This window comes from Paenibacillus sp. Y5S-9 (genome assembly GCF_036894235.1).
In the GTDB taxonomy this organism is placed as follows: Bacteria; Bacillota; Bacilli; order Paenibacillales; family Paenibacillaceae; genus Paenibacillus.
This window is the reverse complement of record NZ_CP145887.1, coordinates 3,545,751-3,566,710: the sequence shown is the minus strand read 5'-3', so window position 1 is coordinate 3,566,710 and position 20,960 is coordinate 3,545,751. Positions and strand designations below refer to the sequence as shown.

The window sequence follows — 20,960 nt, the reverse complement described above, 5'->3', positions numbered from 1 at the left end:
TGCTCTGCACTCCTTCCTTCATTAATCACATTTTTTCACTTCGCCACGATAATTGGCCATTCTGAAACTGGCCCCGCATCCACACGAAACTTTGGCATTTGGATTATTCATGGTGAATCCGCCTAACATTCCGCTCTCTTCATAATCAATCTCAAGACCATCAATATATGGAATACTGTTTGCGTGAACCAATATCTTAAATTGCTTTTTATTTAACACAATGTCTTCTTCTGCCTGCTGTTCATCCACGATAAGGGTATAAGATAAACCACTGCATCCCCCTTCATCAACGCCTACTCTAAGGAAGGCATTTTGGATATCCGCACTTGATAAGATCTCGACGATTCTGTCCGATGCTGTATCACTGACCTCAATGATCATCTTTATTCCTCCCGGTGGTATCATTTTGAAATTTGGTATCCCAGTCCATTAGACAGGGTATGAATGCAGCAAGAGCAGCTCCTTTTGGCGTAAGTTCATAAATAATTTGTGTAGGGCGTGTCAGTATTGTTCTTTTGACCAAATGATCATGTTGAAGAGCCTTTAAACGTCTGGAGAGGATCATTTCGGAAATGGAAGGAATACTTTCGAATATTTCACCGAATCTCTTCGGGCCTTGAGACAGAGCACATAAAATATGGATCGTCCATTTCGTTCCGATGATACGATAAGCCGTAAATAGTTTATTCGGATCTTCAGTGAGCAATGGTCTGTACACCCACTTTCTTATTCATCCGCGTGGTGAGATCCGAGTGCTGGCAATGATACTCATGACGATCAACAAGAGATGGAAACCCATGGCTACAATTAAGCCGGATTGAAGTGACATCCCGCCAGCCTGACACACGACAAGGATGGAACCACCAATGCCGATCACTACCCCCGGTGTAAAAGAATCTGCAAATTGCAGGTTTGCTGAGGTTTGGCCCACGCCTTCCTCCCCCGTTTGGGAAAATGCAACAACACCGCTAATCGGATGTGCCAATCCAATACCGACTCCTGCAATGATCTGACCAAGAACTGCGATGGTAACGGTCACAACAGGTACCCAAAATACGATGGCAATCCCTATCGCAAGCAGCAATACCCCAAGAAAAATTCTCATATGACGTCCACGGCCCTGATCTGCCGCATCCCACCGTCCTTGCAGATACGCAATGATACACCAACTTAATGCAGCACTCGCGACAATTAATCCGGCCTGAGAAGGTGTGATTCCTTTCACGTCGATTAGTGCCAATACCAGGAAATTCTGTGTGCTGGTATAGGCAGCAAAGAACAACCCACGTGTTGCCAGAATTGCTGGCATACCTCTTCGCAACGTAAGTGTTCCCTTCGGAAGCAATTTACGGAGCGGAAATAACATCAATACCAGGCCAATCACGACTAAAACAAATCCCATAATGCTCGGTAACATACTTAGACCAACCAGGAAAATCCCTGTACCTAACGTTAAGAGTAACGCCATCCAAGTGGATGAAGATCCGCTCTCCCCTCCCGTCTTCTGCACTTTTAATTTCCTGAAGGCAGGTAAACTGAGCAACGCTGAAACCACCAGCACGGGTAAGATCCCCCAGAAAACAAAGCGCCAGGACCACTGATCTGCGATAAGACCGGCTACATATGGACCAAGCATGGACGGAAGAACATAGGCAGTACCAAAGGCTCCAAGAATTTTGGCACGTAACTCATCCGGGTAACTTAAGGATATAGCCGTATACACACAAGTCATCATAGCTCCGGCACCCAAACCCTGCAGAGCCCGTGATCCTATCATGGTATACATATCGCCTGCGGTTGCGGCAGCGATCAGCCCTACGATAAACAACAGAAGTGCAAAAGTGAACGGTGCTGCAGGTCCTCTTTTATCAATGATCCGACCGACGACCAGCGTCCCGATAATCTGCGCAAGCAGATACGTACTGAATATCCATCCGAACAGGCTAAGGCCGTTCAAGTCTCCAGCAATTGAAGGAGCAATGGTGGTGACGGATAGACCTTCAAATCCAACGGCCATCACTGACAAAATAATTCCTATGGACAATGCAAAATAACGCGGGCTGAAAATACTTTGATGATTAGACGACATGAAATGTGACCTCCAAGAAAATTGGTATGTATACATCGTATCCGGATACTTAGTAAACATTTTTGTTTATAATGTCTAAGCTACAGTTCGACTTTGACTTTGTCAACATTTTTGTTTAAAATGTAGTTAGTCATGTAGATTCAGTTGCTTCAAAAGGAGGTGCACCATGAGCGGAAATCAAACTAAAAAGGATGTCTCGACCAGTACCCGGAGAGCAATTATTAATTTGTTAAAAGAGCGCGGAGGAATGGATGTTGTCACTCTCTCCTCTCAGTTTTCGTTATCCGGAATGGCTATTCGTCAACATCTGAATGCGCTAAAAGGAGAAGGATTGGTTACCACTGTGGAAGAGGCCCGTCCCATGGGTCGTCCCACCAAGTTATGGATATTAACTCCCGCGGCTAATCGTTTTTTCCCAAGTGGATATTCGGATTTATCCGTCAGCCTCATCAATTCGATGAAAGAAGCTTTTGGTACTGAAGGGCTGGACAAGCTGCTGGATGTTCGAAATAAAAATATGCAAGAACAATATCTTCAGCATCTTGGCGATGCATCAGGAGTTAGAGAGAGATTGGAGAAATTGGCCGAGATTCGCACCAATGAGGGTTATATGGCCGAGGTTAAGGAGCAGGATGATGGCAGTCTCCTACTCATTGAGAAGCATTGCCCCATCTGTGAAGCGGCCGCGGTATGTACCGGGTTATGCAAGAATGAGTTACATTTATTCAAAACAGTTCTAGGCGATAATGTTCATATTGAACGGGGAGAATACATTCTAGCCGGAGGAAGAAACTGCGTATACACCGTTAGGCAAAATAAGCCATGACCAAAAGAGCAACCTCATTGGAGATTGCTCTTTTTATTTTGGGTTTTGAACTGATTAGAACGATTAGGATTTCTCTAAATCATCCTTCATTATATTAGTTATTTCTAACTCTTACATAATCGTATGTACCCGATTATGTAATTTTGAATTGAGGTAGAGTATAGTAAGAGTGTCAAAAATATACTCTAGGAGGCTACTACCATGTCACAAAAAATCTGGATGAACCTGCCGGTGAAAGATGTTGTGAAATCCACTACCTTTTTCAATGAGATTGGATTCCATGGGGAGAATGTTGGCAACGAGAGAGCCCAGCTTGTCATAGGCTCAACAACGATTCTACTGTTTCCGGATGCAACGTTTGAGAAATTTACAGGTGCCAAAACCGCAGATACTTCCCATAGCGCAGAAGTGATATTTTCCATTGGTGCTGACAGCAGAGAAGAAGTTGATGCTTTTATTGAAAAAGTCGAGTTAGCTGGAGGAACCATCTTTGGCAAGCCAGGTGAAATAGACGGCCGGATGTACGGCGCGGGATTTGCCGACCTGGACGGTCACCGCTGGAACCTGTTGTATATGGATGAGAGCAAAATGCCGAAACGCTAATGTATAACGCCTATCACTACGTCCGCCTCTTATCCTTCAACTTTGGAACTCTCCAATCGGCCAGTCATGGAGATTCTGAAGTAATTCGTTACGATACTAAAGATAAGGAACACGATTCCTCCAACTACAATATATTGTGTACTTATTCCAGTTACGATTAGTCCACATACACTAGCACCAAGTGTTGTTCCCAGGTTGGAAGAAGTTAGAAAGATCCCATTCGACAGTTCGGGTGCCTCTGGTGCTGCCGATACCACCCAATATTGAGTGATATTGCCCCCTATGCCTCCTATGATCCCCCAAATGAAAATAAGGAAGGCTGTTGGCACACTGAATTGTCCGAAGGTGAACAACAAGATGTATACCGTTATTAATGTAATGGGATACATCTTGATCGTTCTTAAAGGGAATTTAGCGAGCAGTTTCCCTGCTATCATGTTCCCAACCATATTGGCCAAGCCATATACAAATAACAACACACTGACGTTGCTCCAGTCATATCTTGTCACGGTTTTCAGAAACTCGGCAAGGTAACTATAGACCCCAAATACAGCTCCATTCATGAAAATCACGCCAGCAATGGATAGCCACATCACGGATCTTCTCAATACATACAGATGAGTACCCATAGAGATTCTTTTCGTAACTGGCATTGAGGGCACAAAAAGAAGTGTTGCTACAAATGCGACGATCGTTACGGCGGCAAAGAACAACATCGCATAGAACAACGATGTGCTGGTGGCAATCAAACTCGAGAGGGGTACTCCAAGTACCATGCCTGCCGACACGCCTACAAATACTTTAGCCACTGCCTTCGGCGCTACTTCCTTGGGGACTGACGCCGCTGCGACCGTAAATGCCAATGAGCAATAGACCGGATGGAAAAAAGCCGGAACGACACGTGCAATGACCAATACCGTAAAGTTTGATGTGATAGCGGAAACCAGGCTGCCCACAATAAAAATGCCAAGTACAAACAACATGACATGCTTGCGGTTCATGCCCGAAAATAATAAGGGCAAAATGGGGCCAGATATAGCAACCGCAAGCGCAAAAAGACTCACGATCAAACCAGCGGTTGAGATACTGACCTCGTAATGTTCTGCAATCAAAGGCAAAATTCCGATTACGCCCATCTCCGTATTTAAAATACTGAATACACCAAAGGTCAGAATGAATACAAGCAGGTGATTTCGTTTAGTTGTCATATGCCATGGATTTAGAGAGATCCCGGTAAGCATTGATCTCTGTCTGAAGGTTGGCAATTTTCTGTTCTGCAATGTCTATCGCGTCGGCTCCTGCAATGAAGCGTTGCGGCGGTTGTGCCTCGTCAATTGCCGCCTTAACTGCGGCATGTGCATCAGCAGGCTCGCAAACATCTAATGGGACAACCATTACATTCTCGGACTCACCGATCGCACGAACCACCGCATCAGGATTCCGGCCGGTAGCAACCACCTTGTGTCCAGCATTGAAAGCAGCCTTAGCAATAGTTGTGTCCATACCTCGACCAGCGCCAGTGATAAACCATACTTTTGTCTTATCCATATCGTTCATTCCTTTCAATTTCTTCTCCAGTTGCCTTGCTTTTTAGTTTAGCGTTTATACACCACATAGCAAATACTCATATCTTATAACAAGTTATGCTTGAAAGGCATTTCTGTAAGGTTTATTGTAGAATATAAAGGATAAAGGAGGAGTTACGATGGAGATTAGAGTATTGCGTTATTTTCTTACGGTCGCCAGAGAAGGAAGCATTACACGTGCTGCTGATTTCTTGCATGTTACGCAGCCCACCTTGTCCAGACAATTGAAAGACCTTGAACAAGAGTTGGGAAAGAAATTATTTATTCGCAGTAGTTACAGTATTATTCTCACAGATGAAGGTATGCTTTTAAGAAATAGGGCTGAAGAAATTGTGGGTATGGTTGATAAATTAGAGGCAGAATTTCAATCCATGGAAGAAACCATAAGTGGAGATATTTATATAGGCGGTGGAGAAACGGAAGCCATGAAACAGATTGCAAGAGTGGCAAAAGAAGTGCAGAATAAATATCCCAATATACGCTATCACCTATTCAGCGGTAACGAAGATGATGTAACTGAGCGGCTTGACAAGGGACTCCTTGACTTCGGTATTCTAATCCAGCCAGCGGATGTTTCCAAATATAACTATATCAATTTCTCCGACAAAGATGTTTGGGGAGTGGTTATGAGAAAAGAAAGTCCACTCGCCTCCAAAGATACGATTCGATCTACAGACTTATTACATGTTCCACTGATCTGTTCACGACAGTCAATGAAGCAGACGTTTTCAAAAAATGAGTTTGCAGACTGGTTTGGTGAAGATTTTGACAAATTAAACGTCGTTACTACATACAATCTTGCATATAATGCTGCCATTATGGTTGAAGAAGGCATTGGTTATGCATTAATACTTGATAAAATAGTGAATACGTCTAGTGAAAGCAACCTTTGTTTTAGACCGCTAGAGCCAAGACTTGAATCTGGGTTAAATATCGTTTGGAAAAAACATCAGGTCTTTTCGACTGCTGCGGATTTGTTTTTAAAAGAAATTCAGGCTAAATTTGTTTAGCATTTATACAGGGTATGGAGAGCACCGAAACTCTTTTGGTGTTCTTTCTTCGTGTTTTTTAAAAGACTGGATAAAGTGATTAACGTGATTAAAGCCCACTTTCTGAGCGATCTCGGTTATTGTATCATTCGTCGATACTAAGAGATCTTTACTCTTCTTAATCCGGTATTTGATTAGATACTCGTATGGCGTCATATGAGCCGTTTTCTTAAAACATCTGGTGCACTCTGAAATGCTCAAATGCGCGACATCAGCAATCTCACGAAGCGTAACCGGATGAGCATAATTTTGATGGATAAAACTGAGCATTAACTGAAGTCTTTCCTGCGGACGCTTCTCGCTTCTTGGGGTTTCCTCGGAAGGGATCAAAATGTTGGATATCAATACAAACCATAGTTGTACCGTTTTAATTGAGATTTCGTATTCCCATCCCCAGTTTTTCTGTGTATTAAACGACTCTCTCATTTCCCAGAGCATATCCAATATCTGCTTTTCCCACTCCAACTCTCTTCTAATCACGAGCGACACCAAAGAAGAATTCGTATAAGGAAGTACATAATTTTTTTCCATTGCACTGTCTACATGAAAGGCTAATAGCTTTTCGGGAAAATTGAAACTAACATATTCACCATCATGTGTCAGCTCTGTTGTGATATGAAGAATTCTCTTGTTGATCAGGATCGCCTGACCCGTTTCCAATGTATGATCAATTCCGTTAATTTGCATAACCAGTTTGCCTTTTGTGACTAAAGTGATCTGTAGATCTTCGTGCCAATGCAAATCGTTGAATCCTCTGCCTTCGGGGATGCTTGTATGACGTGTATGTGTGTACATGATATAGGGAAACGAAAGATCGGAATACAAAATATCCTCATAAAGTTGCTTCACCATTCTATGACGTTCCTTTCTTTGACGATATATCTATATTATATAGTGATTTAACTGCACGAAATTCACAAAAATAATGATATTATTATATCAAATCTTTAACTTATCACAATAGCCTGTGCACAGACGACCGGATAAGAACTTTGGAGGCTTATATGTGAAAGAAAATAAATCATCGCTGCTTTTTCATCCGTATGTATTGCTTTTTATCGCCATTTTGTCGGTATCCGTCTCTTCAATCATGATCAAATCTTCGGATACTCCCACCGCTATAGCCGGTATGTACAGGCTGTATATATCAGCCATTATTATGCTTCCTTTTATCCCCTGGAAAACGATTCGATTCTTAAAAATGAATTCAAGGGATTGGAGCACAGTTTTTCTGGCTGGCCTGCTTCTTGGTTTATATTTTTTATTTTGGATGGAATCGCTGGTGTATACCTCCGTGGCTAGTTCCATGGTCATTCTGGCGCTGCAACCTTTGTTTGTGATGATCGGGTCATACTTTATGTTTAAGGAAAGAGCGAGTATACGTACCATTCTATGTTTGATTACCGCCCTGTTCGGTTCGGTAATTATCGCCTGGGGTGATATAGGCGTATCAAGAGAGGCTCTGATTGGAGATGGTCTGTCCCTGGTAGGAACCATACTGGTGTCGACATATATGCTGGTTGGACGGACAGAAAGTGAGTCGGAAAATCGACGCGAATATATACAGTGTTGTTGTCTTTATTATTGGCGGAAGTGTCCTGCTGGTCTACAGTTTATTGAATAACTTTTCCTTGACCCATTACGAATCATCCGATTGGCTGTACTTCCTACTACTTGCGATCATCCCCACCATTTTTGGCCAGTATATTTTCAATCTGCTTCTTAAAACCATTGGGGAAACGACGGTTTCTGTAGGCATTATCGGTGAACCCGTTCTGGCTATAATGCTGGCTTATCTACTGTTGGGAGAAACCATCTCTGCTTTTCAATTCGTAGGTGGATTAATTACGTTGTCAGGCATGCTGATGTACTTTGCGCTGAAATCTTACCATATTCAACTGCCCAAGTTCCTGCGCTTAAATCGATTCAGGAAACTAGGATAATAATGAAAGGAGTGAATTTAAAATGGCAACTATTGATGATTTCTTAAAATTAGATCTGCGTGTCGGCACGGTCACCAAAGCTGATTTTTTTGCAAAAGCTAAAATCCCTGCTATCAAACTTGAAATTGATTTTGGACCAGAAATTGGATTAAAAACATCCAGTGCACAAATCACGAAAAGGTATTCATCCGAATCTATTATCGGAAGGCAGATTATAGGTGTAGTTAATTTCCCTCCCCGTCGTATAGCCGGATTCAATTCAGAAGTGTTGGTGCTTGGCGGGCTGCCCGAACAGGGAGATGTTGTTTTGTTGAAACCTGATTTCGAGCTACCAAATGGTACTTCGATTGGATGATAAGAAGAAACCCACTGGAGTTTTATACTCGGTGGGTTTCTTGTTTTAAAACATTAGTTCTATATAGAACTAATATTTCTCCTACATGGTTGAGTTTAATCTACTCAGATCGTGGCGTTCTACTTTTCTACTTCTCATGTTCCTTTATCACTTGTTCGATCCCGAGCAAAATAAGCTTCAAGCCAAACTCGAAAGCTCCGTCGGTTCCCATCACCTCAAACAGACCATTCTTATACATCCTGCTGAAAAGTCCAGCTTCCTTCTCACTCATAGAATCCAGAAGGTGGATCATCTCTTCACCCCGAAGTGCTTCCTGGTCCTTAAGAACAGCAGAGATATTGCGCTGATGCTGATAATCGTCCAGAACGAAATAGAATACATAGTTGACCAGTGTAAGAACGGCCTGTAATTTCTGCTCTTGCTCTAGTGGTGTTGATTCTATGCAGAGCAACATGCGGTTGGTGAAGCGGATCATGTCCGGTTCATGGGGCAACGTCATCATCATGAGCTGTGTGGAGCACGGGTATCTACTGAGCACACTCCGTACCGTCACCGCAAGCCCCTCCATCTGCTCCTTCCAGTCCCCTTCAGTGTGAAACTCGTCCAGAATAATTTTCGATATCTGGTTGGCCAGACGCTGGTAGAGTGTCTGCTTGCTCTTGAAGTACCAGTATAGAGATGGAGCTTGAATCCCCAGTTTGTCTGCCAATCGTCTCATACTGAATTTCTCGATGCCCTCTTCCGCCAAAAGCTCCCACGAAGTTTCCAAAATCTTATCTTCCGAAATCTGAGGCTGTTGTTTTTTCATCGGTATCCGCCCTTTTATCTAACAGTGTAAGTTTATGCTTTACAGGTTCATAAGTTCATGATAACATCTAACACTGTAAGGTTCAATCTAACGGTGTTAGATTAAATCAATATTAACGAAGAAAGTAGTGATCCACATGGATGCAGAAAACCTCCATTACTTTGAAAAAGCACCAATCGCCAAAGCCGTAGCTCACTTTGCTGTCCCGATGATGCTAGGCACGTCAATGAGTGTTATTTACTCCATCTTGAATGCCTATTTCCTTGGCACACTGGGTAATACGGCAATGTTAACCGCACTCGCATTAACTTTACCTTTATTCGCGGTCATCATGGCCCTTGGTAATTTAATTGGTATAGGCAGCGGTACATTCATCTCTCGTTTGCTGGGAGAGAAAAAAGTCGATGATCTGAAGCATGTATCTTCATTTGCCTTTTACAGTAGTTTAGTTCTCGGAATTATTGTGATGGCCGTTGGGCTCCCGCTGATTGAACCAATCGTTCATGGGCTGGGGGCAACGCCAGAGTCCTTCGGATTTACGAAAGAGTATGTCACGATTATGCTTATGGGTTCACCCTTCGTCATCTTATTCTTCACCCTGGAGAATATCGTGCGCTCAGAAGGTTCAGCAATGACTTCTATGACCGGTATGATTCTCAGTGTTGTTATAAATATTATCCTCGATGCACTATTCATTTTTGTCTTCCATTGGGGCGTGATTGGCGTTGCATCTGCTACCGTCATCTCCAACTTGGTTGCGAGTGCATTTTACGCATTCCATATGAGTTATAAGAGTCAATTCTTAACCGTCTCCCTGAAATGGTTCAAGGTGACGAAGGACATCCTGAGTAATGTGTTCAAAATCGGTGTTCCCGTCTTTGTTATGAGTGTTTTCTTGGGTGCAATGTCACTTATTCTTAACCTTTTTCTTGTCGAATATGGGGATCAGGCCGTTGCTGGGTATGGAATCTCATCACGTTTATTGCAATTTCCTGAGTTTATTCTGATGGGTTTGTGCGAGGGAGTTGTGCCGTTGATTGCCTTCTCATTCACAGCGAACAAATTACGCATGAAACAAACGATTGGATTCACGATCAAATCTATTTTGGGGTTAGCCATCCTGTTTGGGGTTGTCGTCTATCTGATTTCCGACCACTTGATTGGTTTATTTACGACTGACCCGCAATTAATTGAAATGGGTAGCTACATTCTTCATGTAACCTTTTTATCCTTGTTCATTACAGGAATGACTTCTTTGTTTATGGGGATCTTCCAAGCAACAGCCCAAGGAACCGCCGCGTTTGTTATGTCCATTATTCAAGGAATTACACTAATTCCTGTATTATATATTGCTAATCAAATGAACGGCTTTCATGGAGTGATCTGGTCGCTCGTTATTGCGGATGCCGTGGCGTTCCTAGTTGGGGCCATCATGTTATATGTTTTGCGGACCAAATTGCAGCCGGATCTGGAACATTTAGCACAGTAGATAACATATAACACGCAAGAAGGCAGGATAAGGGCGCTCCCGCTCCCTGACCCTGCTCTTTCATTTCCAAATGACCTAACGATACTAGGAAACTATAACTGTAACTGTTATAAGGAGAGCTTGGTCAAAATATGTTCTATTTCATCCATATACCCTTCCACTGTAATGCTTCTCGGAGCAAACAGAAATCGTAGTGATTGTTTCCATTCCGAGCCTGCAATAGAGGTTGGTAACATCGAATGTTCTGTATTAGAGAAGATTTTCACATGAAGCAAGGAAGATGGCTGAATTCCTTTACGGTATGCTTGCTCTGTATCAACAATGTCCACATTCACATCATCTTCTCCAAGCAGAAGTAGTACAGGGGTTTTGAAATGATGCAAATCCGCCGTGGCATCTGAAGCAAAATTTTTCTTTATGAAGTTCCAGCGTTCTTTGGAAATCAGATCATCCTCTCGAGCAATCTTGGTGTACTCTTCATATGTGCCTTGTTTCTTTAAAATCTCTTTAATCTGGTTTTCATAATCGACCTGATTTTGAATCTCCTCGGTGGAATGACCATCCTTCGCCATTTGGCTGCGTGTGTTGTATTCTCCCTGTTCCAACCAGTTTATCGCGGGTGATACCAAGATACTGAAGGCAAGATGTTCTTTCCCGGCAAGTTTAGGAATTACCCAGCCTGCTTGGCTGGCACCCCATACGCCTATTTTGGAATCATCAATGATGGATTGTTCTTTCGCCCATGCAATAGCTTGCTGTGCCTCCACAACACGATCATCCATGCTTTGATCTAGCCAGTTTCCCTCTGAATCCCCGATTCCCCGTTTATCTAGCGACAAGGATGCATACCCGATTGATGCCAGTCTCTCCCACAACGGTTTGTATCCCTCACCATGAGTAGAGTCTATTGGACCGTCACCGTGAATAAACAGTACTAAACCTAGCTTGCCTGAATGGTGTTTGGGTACAGTCAGTGTACCTGTTAACTTGCCCTGTGGAGATTGAATTTCAATGGATTGTTCCACCATGTCAAAATGATTTTGATCGACTATGTACAGTCCTGCACCCACCATCAATAAAATTGCCACAATAAATGAGATGTATCGTTTTCTCCATTTAAACATAAGTATCTCCTTTGTAAATCATGTAATGCCATTGCTTTTCGCCTAAGAGCAGGCCGGTAAGAAAGCTATTCGTACTATACTGTTTGCGAAATTGATAGCGTTCATATAACTGTATCGCTTGATGATTCTGACTTGCCACATGCAAGCTAAGAAATGACATTGATTTGGATTGCAACATATATTTCTGTGCCCATTGAAGTAACTGTGTACCAATTCCCTTGCCTTGGTGTTGTGGATGTACAACCAGATCTTCCACATAACATTCGCCTAATTTAGGAGTGTGCTTCAGCAGATGTAGACCAGTGATTAACTGAAGAAGATTCCAGTTACCAATCCTATTGCACTGGCCCCACCAATGAGAATTGGCACGAACGCTTGTTATTACTGCTCTGTTATCTGCTTCCTTCCATTTCAAGCACATGGTGCCAACAATCTCCTCATTTTCACGAGCTATGACTCGAAGAGTGCTTTGTTCCATGGGCGGATGATTGAGCAACTGTTCGAATACGTAAGCCAGATCATAAGTGGACAATGAAGTGATCTTTTGAAATTTGTGTCCAAAACCATAAGCCATGAGTTCAGCAACAGCTTGATGAAACAGGGGACAAACGGGTTCAATCTGAATGGAAGTTGTCACTGTGTGCCTCCCCTACTCAATCATTTGTAACAATAGCTCATAATGAAGCTTTTCTGGTGTGAATAAAGATAAATAAGATTTCTCTACCATAATAAGTGGACCGTGATACAGATAGCCCTGGTGTTCTGCATAAGCATAAAATTCGTTGATATGTTCTTTGAGTTCAGCTTCAATTTGTACATATACATGACGAGAAAGGTATTTTCCTCTAGGCAAAACCAAATCGTTCGCTCCCACCTTTTGTGTATAAATTCCTACGGTGTCCGTCTCATCGTACGCATAATGGATGTCGACTTCAAATAAATTGGGAATGTTTTCTTTATGTTGGGTCAGTTGCCTTGCTTGCAAGTACCCTTGCGCTTCCATATGAAACCACAGGGATAAGTGAATCTCCTCACGAGTAACAATATAATAAGTCACTTGATCCTCAAGTGGGATATGCTTTTTCTCATGCAACAACTTGCTGATAAGGTGCTTTGTATACTGAAGCTGAGTGATAGCTGCTTCCGTGTCTGCCAACGCTTGGCGAAATAATGCTGTAATTTGATCTGATGTCAGATTACTCAAACATTCCTTGATCATTTGAACAGACAGTCCCATTTTGCGAAGCAACAGTATATGAGATAGACGGTAAATTTCATCTACCCCATACATCCTGTATTGGTTTTCTGCTATATAAGCAGGGTTCAACACCCCTTTTTCTTCGAAGTATCGAATTTGATGTACAGAGACTTTCATCAGCTTTGCCAGCTCACTAATCGTAATTTCATCACTCAACCAATTCACCACCTTTGCTGTTTTTCGTATTACTAGCATAAACCTTAGGTCTGACCTAAGGTCAAGTCTTTATTTTAGCCTCTCCTGATAGCAAAAAAACCACGGCACCAATTTTGGCACCGCAGTTTATTAATCAATCATGCTATTGAATTTGTTTCATGTAAGATTTGAATTCCTCGGCGATTTCTTTGTATTTCGTATGATGCAGGTAATGTGAACCTTCCATCGGGATCATTTTTCCCTGTGCGGATTGTTTCACTTGCTCCTCATGTAATGGAATCCACTGAGGATTTTGCTCGTTATTGGATTGAACGAAGAGCAGCATCGGCAGATCACGAGGATACGTGAGTTTTTCTCCATTTTTGAAATTGGAACCCAGATGTTTAAGCTCATTTACTAATGTCGGATTTGTCGAGACTTGATTCGAAATCAACTTCATCTGTTCTTTGGTATGTTCATCATAGGCAAGTGATGCATATGAATCACCACTCACTTTATTGAGTACTCTCATTAAGCCTGATTTTTGAAGGAATTTCATTAGGTTCAAAGGTAATTTGACATCCATGCCAGGTTGATTCGGAACACTGCTATCGATCCCGACAAAAGCAGAGACTTCATCCGGATACGTGTTCACATAAGTCGCCGCGTACAGTCCCGTGATGGAATGCCCCATCAGAATATAACGATCTATACCGAGCTGCTGTACAGCTTCATGAATTTCGCTGACGATATTCTCCGTTGTTCTCTCCGTCTCGGTTTGGTCGCTTAATCCATAACCGAAAGGCTCGATCGCCACAACTTTATAATCAGAAGTTAATTCATCGATTAACAATTTGAAATCAAGTACTGGTGACGGTGTTCCTTGTCCGGGAAGTAGCACGATGGTTTGTTCGCCACTACCTTGAATGGATACATTCATATTTTTCCCATCAACATTGACATATTGGCCGTACGATTCAATTTTCTTTTTCTCTGCCCCATTACTTATCGTATGAACGACAAACGTGATGCCCATGAACAGCACCAGCGCGCCGACAATACCACCTATTATTTTCAACCATAAGTACCGTTTTTTACGGCCCTTAGTCCCCGTTGTTGTTACATCCACTGCTTCTGCCATTTCCATCTTCTCCTGTCCTTTATATCTGTAGAGCCGCTCTTGCGACATAGGTATAGTGTAACCATGGAAGATGTCCCCTTCGTGACGGGAATATGAACGGAGTATGAACTACAAAAAAAAGAACTGCTTGTTAAAGCAGTTCTCTTTTTGATTAGACCAGTTTTAGTGGTCCAGGAACACAAGCTGAATGAAGAACAATACCGCGAAAATGTAGAAGATTGGATGAACATCTTTACCTTTTCCGCGAAGCAGCTTAAGTACCGGATAAAAGATGAAACCTACGCCGATGCCTGTCGCAATACTATGCGTCAATGGAGTAAGGATGATAATCAGGAAAGCAGGAAATGCTTCTTCGAGATCATCCCATTTGATTTTGCTGATAACGTTAATCATAAAGTATCCAACAATGATCAGTGCTGGAGAAGTGATCGCCGGAATGCTTGATATTACACTTACGATCGGTGTGAAGAATAATGTCAGCGCAAGCAGCACACTTACCGTTACAGCTGTCAGTCCCGTTCTTCCTCCGGCGGCTACCCCTGTGCTAGATTCGATATAAGCTGATGTTGGGCTTGTTCCGAGCAAAGCACCTGAGGTTGTTCCTACGGCATCTGCCAATAATGCGCCACGCGAGCGTGGAAATTTACCATCCTTAAGCAATCCTGCTTGTTCAGCAACACCGAGCATCGTGCCCGTCGTATCAAAAAGTGTGATCAGCAGGAACGTAAATATGATCGTGTACAAACCATTCGAGAATACACCTTCCAGATCCAGTTGTAAAGCCGTTGACGTGAGACCTTGCGGCATGGATACAATCGATTCCGGCATTTGGAATAGTCCCATGATCCAGGCAAGTATCGCTGTTACCACCATTCCGATGAACAAGTAACCTTTCACATTATAAGCCATCAGCACAACGGTAATAATCAATCCGATAATGGTCAGATAAGCCATCGGCTCAGCCAAGTTCCCGATCGTAATCAAATTCGATTCTGAATCGGCAATAATGCCGGCATTTTGCAGACCTACCGTTGTAATAAACAATCCGATCCCTGCGGTTATTGCATGTTTTAAACTTGCGGGAATTGCATCAAGCAACATGTAACGGAATGAAGTAAGCGATAAAATAATAAACAAAATCCCTGCTATAAATACAGCTCCCAGTGCAACCTGCCAAGACACGCCATATCCGGCAACTACACTATAGGCAAAGAATGCATTCAGGCCCATACCCGGCGCGATGACGATTGGATAATTGGACCATATTCCCATAATCAGAGTTCCCACAATACTAGCCAGTACCGTTGCTATGAATACCCCGTTAAAATCCATGCCTGTGCTGCTGAGTATTCCTGGGTTTACGATAACTATGTATACCATTGTGAAAAATGTTGTAACCCCTGCAATAATTTCTGTGGGGATGGTTGTGCCTCGTTCTTTAAGTTTGAACCATTTGTCCATGGTAAAGCCAGCCTCCAACTTTCAAATTATACTCCAAAGCTAAAAACAAAAAATCCTAATCTTCATATAGGATTGTAATATTATCGCTCCTATATTCGTCGTTAGGATTTAAAGATTCAACAGCTAAGCTCTAAACTAAACATAAAGATACTCATATCTGTTTTCAACCTGAAGTCCATTTCGTATTCTAATTAAAATTACATGCAATGTCAATGAATTAACGATTTGTTCACAGTTATTCACGAACTATACTGACATTATATCTTACGTTCATTCGTTTTTAGGATAGAGTATGTACGTATTGCTCAACATCTGCAATATATGAAGAAAGACTGTCAGCAATGTTCACTGACAGCCTCTTGCTTAATTCGTAGTAGGTTTCTCTTCATATTCGCTGGATAATTCTTTAAGCGATTTGATTTTGCCATGGGGATGCTGTTCTTGCTTTCGTGACTTCCAGGCAGCTTCTTTTCGTTTCTTCTGGTCAGCCATACAAGATATCCTCCTCTGGAAACTGAGATGTATACTACTTCTTTATGATGTCATTCCTGAACAACTTTATTCTGCATGCATAGGTAATAAGAGAATTAGGCAAGCATATAAGACAAAATATGGAGACTAGAAGCTAATTGGCAGGACCCAGATTAATCAAGCTGACCTCGGATAATGAGACGGTTGTGTTGCCATCTTGCACACCATCAATGTTACCCAGATCAAATGAAATTCGAGTATTCGCATAACTGGCTTCTGTTGCATCAAATGTAAACGTGAACTCCTGTTCTTCTGGAGTCAAATCAACTCGTGCCCCAAAGAATCCATGCCATTCATAGTTGGCAGCTGCGTCAACCCATCCAATTCCCAATCCCACTTTTCTGGACTTCTCCGCTTTGGCTTTAAACGTCAATTTGTATTTAAAACCTTGCTGTATGCCAAATCCTTCATTGATGACTTGACGATCCCATGCATTCTGTCCTGCATTACCAATCTTGGCATGAAGCTGTTGATTGCTAACTTGCATCTCAAGGTCCGCTGCATTACCGTCCGCATGGGTAAACCAGCCTTCCTTACCTTTGGAGAAGTCTCCATTGGAAATAAGATTAACATGAGCTGGTTGCCCTCCTTGATCTGCATTCGGATTAACTTCATATAACTGAATGTTATGGATGTTAATCGCGTGTTCACCTGTAGATAGTGGATATCCTAATCCAAATGCAAGCTTAGCTGCCGAATCTAAGGTATCTCCCATGGTGAAGGTATAACTATACGACTTTTGATCTGCGGTTAATTCCACTTCTTCTTCAAAATACTTCACAAAATCCCCTGCATTCTGAGAAAGAACCGCTTGCATGGATTTAGGACTTGAAGCAGATGCCTCGAAGGTAAGTCGGTATGATTTATTTGCATCAAGTTTGATCTGACCTTGTTGCAACAAAGCATCCCACCAATGTTCACTTGTACCTGGCAAGTTGATCGTTAATCCTTCGCCCTCGTCATGTGAAGCTGTCAGATGATCAGGAATCAGCTCCCAATGATTCAGATCAGCTGTTAGCTCACCGTTCTGAACTTTATTTTGTGAAATATCCACCCAGCGTGTATTATAATCTGCTCCTTCAAAATTCACATAATAGGATTTGCCTGGTGACAAGTTGACCCCTGGGAAATATACGGTTTTGTATGTTTGCCATCCCCCCGTGTCTCCGAGATTCAGTTCGGATTGAGCAACGATTGTACCTTGTTCATCCTGAATGCTGAACCGTACCTCAGAATCACTTTTCCCACTAGCCATTCGGGCAGACAGAACATATTCTCCCTCTTGGGCTACATCGATTTTATATTGCAGCAGATCTCCCTGATCCATGTAACTGACATGTTTTCCACCTTCTGCGGAGTCCTCCAGTTGTAAGCCCTGCATCTCCCAGGCTTCGGTTGCAGGGACATGTGCGTAGCCATTCACCGAAAGAGGTTTTCCGCGTTTTGTCAGTCGAACATTGTCTACATATACCTTACCTTCTGAACTGCCGAATAACAGTTGTAGCTCGGACTGGGCTATGGAGGTCCCATCTCCAATAACAATCTCTCCAGTATATGTCTTCATTTCTTGGCCCAAGGAAAGGTTTTTCCCCTGATGAATCTGCACGGAATGTCCATTGCTGCTGACCAGATCAATATCCATACTTCGCGGAGTATCTGCCTTGGCTTCTAAGGAGAAGCCGTACGTTGTATTCGCTTCAAGCTTCAACTCCGGCTGGTTCACAGACACCTGCTGTGGCTCACCATTCGTTTGAGTAACATCAACAACGAGTTGGCGTTCCATAATTGGGAATTTCAAAAAGTTGTTTACGCTGATCTGAGCCTTTGCACCTTCTTGAATGCTGCTTGACCAGAATCCCAGACGTTCTTTACCTTGATCAAACGTTCCATTGTAAATGAAGTTGCCATCAGGTAACGCGTTGCGTTCAACCGTTAGCGGATCAGCCTCACCCACCTCGATCAGCCTGACATTGGCAAACCAAACGCTTGTATCATCCAGCCCCAGATTGAATTCAAATCTGGCATTGTTATCCGATCCATCCCGCATATTGAAGGTATAGTCATAGGATTGCCAATCCGTCGTGAGTGCAAAGGTGTTATCACCGGAATAATTCGTCCAGCTTTTTTCAAATTGGTTCACTTTGGACATGATTTTACGGTTAGCAGATGCCTTCGCATCAAATTGTATCTTGTACTTTTTGTTTTTCTTGATGTACATCGGCATCTGAGTGAGTTGAACCGAGTAGTTTTCAGTACCCGATGCATCAATGGTAACTTCTGCTGCTTTCCCTTTCTGCTCATCTGTTACAACGTTGACACTGCCAGCTCCATCAGCGTTTGTGATGAATTTCCACTGAAGAGGTACTCCATTGTCTTCAGACCCTTCCGCAAAACGATCATTGTATATTTGATTGCCATCGGTTTGTGGGTCACGCTGTTGCATAGGCTCGATGGGATTTGTTGTTACATCAGGCCACGTGTCTAGATTTTTGTAAGAATATACTCGCACAAAATCAACATTCATCTTTTCGGAAGTGAAGTTGCTTTCAGGTGCCCCCGGCCAGTCTCCTCCAACTGCCAGATTCAGAATCAGATAGAATGGACGATCAAAGGGTGCAGGGAACGTATAATACTCGGGTTGGCCCGCGGCCTTCGTTTGCCAGTTAGTCACTTCATGATGCAGCTTTCCATCCACATAGAAACGAATCATACCCGGCAACCATTCCACCTGAAAATCATGATAATCGTCAGCAAAAGTTTCTCCCTTCGGAAGAGTAAGGCTTCCCTGATCATGTCCATGGGAACCGTCAGGCTTCACACTGTCATAATGCAATGTGCTATATACCTTGTTATTACTCTCTTTGCCACCAATTAGCTCCATAATATCGATTTCTCCAGAGGCAGGCCAGCCTCCATAATGTGCTTCATCTGTTGGCATCATCCATATGGCAGGCCACATGCCTTTTTCAATAGGAAGCTTCGCACGTACAACTACTTTACCGTAGGTCCAGTCGCCCTTTCCCATGGAGATCAGTTTGCCAGAGCTGTAATCCTTACCATTTTTTGGACCTTTTTTTGCTTCAATCTGCAACACGCTTCGATTCTGATCTTTCGTAATGCGAGTGTTATCCGGGCTGTAATATTGCATTTCATTGTTATAAACGAGTCCTGTATCCTGCACGGTCCATTTGGAAGAATCAATCGAAGGCCCATTGAACTCATCATTCCAGACCAGTTCCCATTGATCATGCGGAATCGTTGTAGCAGGAACCGGTTTTTCACCCGCAGGATTGCTTGGTGTCGATGGGTTCGATGGTGTCTGCCCTCCTGGAGTAGATTGCGTTGGCGTGTTTGCCGCACTTGTTGAACCCCCAGGCTGTGACGATGCAGGTTGCTGAACTTCCCCTGTCATGGATGTACGCAGACCTTGTTTTGCTTTCTCTCCATTAATAACAACATCATTTGCATCAACACTTAATTGTTGGATCGTACCTTTGCTATCCACTCGGGTCTGGTTCGCACCTGCGAGAATATTCATGGTATCAATCAGACTATTGGAGGAGATCTCCAGAATGGATCTCTGCTTTACATGCATCTCCTGAATGTTGCTTTCTTCCGTAATGGCAACTCTGACGGGTTCCCCACGTTTGTCAACGACTACTCGATTCAGCTTGGAGTTGCTAATGTTGATGGAATGACTTCCTCCGCCTTTAATGATGACACTTCCTGTAACCGTTACGCCCTGAAGAACAACAGTCCCCTCGCCAATGCCTTCTGCCAGCAGCAGATTTCCGTTGATAACAGTATTTTTCAGCGTGACATCTGTCGAGTTAACAATGAAGTTGCCATCCACCCGGGACTCGTATACACCAGGAGCGTTTTTCACATCTGCAATCATCGCTGACAGTAACTCTGCCGTCTCTGCTCGTGTAATCGGGGCTTTGGGATTTAATTTACCTTGGAAGCCTTTGATGATGTTCTCGTTCACTAGATAGGTAAGCGCTTTCTTGGAATAACTGGAAATATCATCAGCATCCTGAAAGTTCAATGGTTCACTATCTTCGTTCGCAGTCGTAGAAAGTTGAAAAGCTCGATCCACCATAACCGCTGCATCTTGCCGGCTAATCGGTTGTTGCGGTGACAGATGTTCACGGTCTGTGCCTTCAATAATGCCCGAACCATGGGCCCGAACCATCACATCCTGGTACCAATCGTCTGAAGACAGATCAGCAAAAGAAGCCGTTTCCGTATTACCGGTGAAACCAAACGCCCGATCCAGAATCATAACGAATTCAGCTCGGCTAATGACCTGATTGGGCTTAAATGTGCCGTCCGTATAACCTTTCAATAGATTCAAGTCCTGCATATGTGTAACTGCGGATTGTGACCAATGCCCGGTCAGGTCTGTATAGGGAACAGAGAAGTGCAGGCTTTTCGCCTGCACATTTCCTACCTCCGCTTGACCCTGTACACTTTCTGCTCCAGCAGTTGCTGGATAAACGAGAGAAGCCATTAAACTCCATGCCACCATACATGCCAGTCCTTTTCTCATCCTTCTTCCT

21 protein-coding genes are annotated in these 20,960 nt (G+C 43.0%); 7 read left to right on the top strand and 14 right to left on the bottom strand.

The features are described 5' to 3' along the window. Positions 1-21: 21 nt before the first annotated feature. From V6669_RS15805 to V6669_RS15795, 3 genes are read right to left on the bottom strand one after another with little or no spacing between them, the layout of a single operon-like run. The gene (locus tag V6669_RS15805) at positions 22-381 is read right to left on the bottom strand and encodes an iron-sulfur cluster assembly accessory protein (protein ID WP_338586831.1); all 360 of its coding nucleotides are present in this window, start codon (positions 379-381) and stop codon (positions 22-24) included. Beyond that, positions 371-706, bottom strand: coding sequence for a helix-turn-helix domain-containing protein (locus tag V6669_RS15800; protein ID WP_338586830.1), 336 nt, complete (start codon positions 704-706; stop codon positions 371-373). Before V6669_RS15800 ends, V6669_RS15805 begins: the two co-directional genes overlap by 11 nt. 24 nt (positions 707-730) lie before the next feature. Further along, on the bottom strand, positions 731-2,089 hold the full coding sequence (locus V6669_RS15795; protein WP_338586829.1) for an MFS transporter: 1,359 nt from the start codon (positions 2,087-2,089) through the stop codon (positions 731-733). A 166-nt stretch (positions 2,090-2,255) separates the two neighbouring features. On the opposite strand from V6669_RS15795, the gene V6669_RS15790 reads away from it, so the two are divergent. Then, positions 2,256-2,915, top strand: a complete 660-nt coding sequence (locus V6669_RS15790) for a metalloregulator ArsR/SmtB family transcription factor (protein WP_338586828.1) — start codon at positions 2,256-2,258, stop codon at positions 2,913-2,915. Positions 2,916-3,116: 201 nt separating this feature from the next. After that, entirely contained in the window at positions 3,117-3,518 is a 402-nt protein-coding gene (locus V6669_RS15785) for a VOC family protein (protein WP_338586826.1), read from the top strand. A 29-nt stretch (positions 3,519-3,547) separates the two neighbouring features. On the opposite strand, the gene V6669_RS15780 is transcribed toward V6669_RS15785, so the two are convergent. Together V6669_RS15780 and V6669_RS15775 are read right to left on the bottom strand one after the other, a co-directional pair. Further along, the gene (locus V6669_RS15780) at positions 3,548-4,726 is read right to left on the bottom strand and encodes an MFS transporter (RefSeq protein ID WP_338586825.1); all 1,179 of its coding nucleotides are present in this window, start codon (positions 4,724-4,726) and stop codon (positions 3,548-3,550) included. Next, positions 4,716-5,066: an SDR family NAD(P)-dependent oxidoreductase gene (locus V6669_RS15775; RefSeq protein ID WP_338586824.1), complete on the bottom strand. Its 351-nt coding sequence runs from the start codon at positions 5,064-5,066 to the stop codon at positions 4,716-4,718. The genes V6669_RS15780 and V6669_RS15775 overlap by 11 nt, the downstream gene beginning before the upstream one ends. A 157-nt stretch (positions 5,067-5,223) precedes the next feature. On the opposite strand from V6669_RS15775, the gene V6669_RS15770 reads away from it, so the two are divergent. Next, a complete protein-coding gene (locus tag V6669_RS15770) occupies positions 5,224-6,114 on the top strand; it encodes a LysR family transcriptional regulator (protein WP_338586823.1) in 891 nt (296 codons plus the stop codon). A gap of 3 nt (positions 6,115-6,117) precedes the next feature. On the opposite strand, the gene V6669_RS15765 is transcribed toward V6669_RS15770, so the two are convergent. Further along, positions 6,118-7,005, bottom strand: a complete 888-nt coding sequence (locus V6669_RS15765) for an AraC family transcriptional regulator (protein WP_338586822.1) — start codon at positions 7,003-7,005, stop codon at positions 6,118-6,120. Positions 7,006-7,246: 241 nt separating this feature from the next. On the opposite strand from V6669_RS15765, the gene V6669_RS15760 reads away from it, so the two are divergent. From V6669_RS15760 to csaA, 3 genes are read left to right on the top strand one after another with little or no spacing between them, the layout of a single operon-like run. After that, positions 7,247-7,777, top strand: a complete 531-nt coding sequence (locus V6669_RS15760) for a DMT family transporter (RefSeq protein ID WP_338594964.1) — start codon at positions 7,247-7,249, stop codon at positions 7,775-7,777. Further along, complete coding sequence (locus V6669_RS15755; protein ID WP_338586821.1) at positions 7,689-8,096, top strand: DMT family transporter; 408 nt, start codon at positions 7,689-7,691, stop codon at positions 8,094-8,096. The genes V6669_RS15760 and V6669_RS15755 overlap by 89 nt, the downstream gene beginning before the upstream one ends. Positions 8,097-8,118: 22 nt before the next feature. Next, positions 8,119-8,451 carry a chaperone CsaA gene (gene csaA / locus V6669_RS15750; RefSeq protein ID WP_338586820.1) on the top strand — a complete coding sequence of 111 codons (333 nt, stop codon included), beginning with the start codon at positions 8,119-8,121 and terminating at the stop codon, positions 8,449-8,451. Positions 8,452-8,578: 127 nt separating this feature from the next. Here csaA and V6669_RS15745 read toward each other — a convergent pair whose 3' ends face one another. Then, positions 8,579-9,259, bottom strand: a complete 681-nt coding sequence (locus V6669_RS15745; protein ID WP_338586819.1) for a TetR/AcrR family transcriptional regulator C-terminal domain-containing protein — start codon at positions 9,257-9,259, stop codon at positions 8,579-8,581. A gap of 136 nt (positions 9,260-9,395) precedes the next feature. Between V6669_RS15745 and V6669_RS15740 the strand changes: the two genes are divergently transcribed. Beyond that, complete coding sequence (locus V6669_RS15740) at positions 9,396-10,748, top strand: MATE family efflux transporter (RefSeq protein WP_338586817.1); 1,353 nt, start codon at positions 9,396-9,398, stop codon at positions 10,746-10,748. 107 nt (positions 10,749-10,855) lie between these two features. Here V6669_RS15740 and V6669_RS15735 read toward each other — a convergent pair whose 3' ends face one another. From V6669_RS15735 to V6669_RS15705, 7 genes are all read right to left on the bottom strand, one after another. Then, on the bottom strand, positions 10,856-11,872 hold the full coding sequence (locus tag V6669_RS15735; protein WP_338586816.1) for an alpha/beta hydrolase: 1,017 nt from the start codon (positions 11,870-11,872) through the stop codon (positions 10,856-10,858). Next, positions 11,865-12,509, bottom strand: coding sequence for a GNAT family N-acetyltransferase (locus V6669_RS15730; RefSeq protein ID WP_338586815.1), 645 nt, complete (start codon positions 12,507-12,509; stop codon positions 11,865-11,867). The genes V6669_RS15735 and V6669_RS15730 overlap by 8 nt, the downstream gene beginning before the upstream one ends. 12 nt (positions 12,510-12,521) lie before the next feature. Continuing rightward, positions 12,522-13,286 (bottom strand): MerR family transcriptional regulator, encoded by a 765-nt coding sequence (locus V6669_RS15725; RefSeq protein ID WP_338586814.1) that lies wholly within the window; start codon positions 13,284-13,286, stop codon positions 12,522-12,524. 142 nt (positions 13,287-13,428) lie between these two features. After that, entirely contained in the window at positions 13,429-14,406 is a 978-nt protein-coding gene (locus V6669_RS15720; protein WP_338586813.1) for an alpha/beta hydrolase, read from the bottom strand. 162 nt (positions 14,407-14,568) lie between these two features. Beyond that, positions 14,569-15,867, bottom strand: a complete 1,299-nt coding sequence (locus tag V6669_RS15715) for an NCS2 family permease (protein ID WP_338586812.1) — start codon at positions 15,865-15,867, stop codon at positions 14,569-14,571. A gap of 363 nt (positions 15,868-16,230) precedes the next feature. Continuing rightward, a complete protein-coding gene (locus V6669_RS15710; RefSeq protein WP_219845137.1) occupies positions 16,231-16,359 on the bottom strand; it encodes a DUF6254 family protein in 129 nt (42 codons plus the stop codon). A gap of 133 nt (positions 16,360-16,492) precedes the next feature. Then, positions 16,493-20,950 carry a carbohydrate binding domain-containing protein gene (locus tag V6669_RS15705; protein WP_338586811.1) on the bottom strand — a complete coding sequence of 1,486 codons (4,458 nt, stop codon included), beginning with the start codon at positions 20,948-20,950 and terminating at the stop codon, positions 16,493-16,495. Positions 20,951-20,960 lie beyond the last annotated feature (10 nt).

Bases quoted from the DNA above. Each gene is read 5' to 3' on its own strand.
- V6669_RS15740 (WP_338586817.1), top strand. From the start codon at position 9,396: ATGGATGCAGAAAACCTCCATTACTTTGAAAAAGCACCAATCGCCAAA.
- V6669_RS15775 (WP_338586824.1), bottom strand. From the start codon at position 5,066: ATGGATAAGACAAAAGTATGGTTTATCACTGGCGCTGGTCGAGGTATG.
- V6669_RS15790 (WP_338586828.1), top strand. From the start codon at position 2,256: ATGAGCGGAAATCAAACTAAAAAGGATGTCTCGACCAGTACCCGGAGA.
- V6669_RS15805 (WP_338586831.1), bottom strand. From the start codon at position 381: ATGATCATTGAGGTCAGTGATACAGCATCGGACAGAATCGTCGAGATC.
- V6669_RS15710 (WP_219845137.1), bottom strand. From the start codon at position 16,359: ATGGCTGACCAGAAGAAACGAAAAGAAGCTGCCTGGAAGTCACGAAAG.
- V6669_RS15735 (WP_338586816.1), bottom strand. From the start codon at position 11,872: ATGTTTAAATGGAGAAAACGATACATCTCATTTATTGTGGCAATTTTA.
- V6669_RS15705 (WP_338586811.1), bottom strand. From the start codon at position 20,950: ATGAGAAAAGGACTGGCATGTATGGTGGCATGGAGTTTAATGGCTTCT.
- V6669_RS15770 (WP_338586823.1), top strand. From the start codon at position 5,224: ATGGAGATTAGAGTATTGCGTTATTTTCTTACGGTCGCCAGAGAAGGA.
- V6669_RS15785 (WP_338586826.1), top strand. From the start codon at position 3,117: ATGTCACAAAAAATCTGGATGAACCTGCCGGTGAAAGATGTTGTGAAA.
- V6669_RS15720 (WP_338586813.1), bottom strand. From the start codon at position 14,406: ATGGCAGAAGCAGTGGATGTAACAACAACGGGGACTAAGGGCCGTAAA.
- V6669_RS15745 (WP_338586819.1), bottom strand. From the start codon at position 9,259: ATGAAAAAACAACAGCCTCAGATTTCGGAAGATAAGATTTTGGAAACT.
- csaA (WP_338586820.1), top strand. From the start codon at position 8,119: ATGGCAACTATTGATGATTTCTTAAAATTAGATCTGCGTGTCGGCACG.
- V6669_RS15780 (WP_338586825.1), bottom strand. From the start codon at position 4,726: ATGACAACTAAACGAAATCACCTGCTTGTATTCATTCTGACCTTTGGT.
- V6669_RS15715 (WP_338586812.1), bottom strand. From the start codon at position 15,867: ATGGACAAATGGTTCAAACTTAAAGAACGAGGCACAACCATCCCCACA.
- V6669_RS15795 (WP_338586829.1), bottom strand. From the start codon at position 2,089: ATGTCGTCTAATCATCAAAGTATTTTCAGCCCGCGTTATTTTGCATTG.
- V6669_RS15765 (WP_338586822.1), bottom strand. From the start codon at position 7,005: ATGGTGAAGCAACTTTATGAGGATATTTTGTATTCCGATCTTTCGTTT.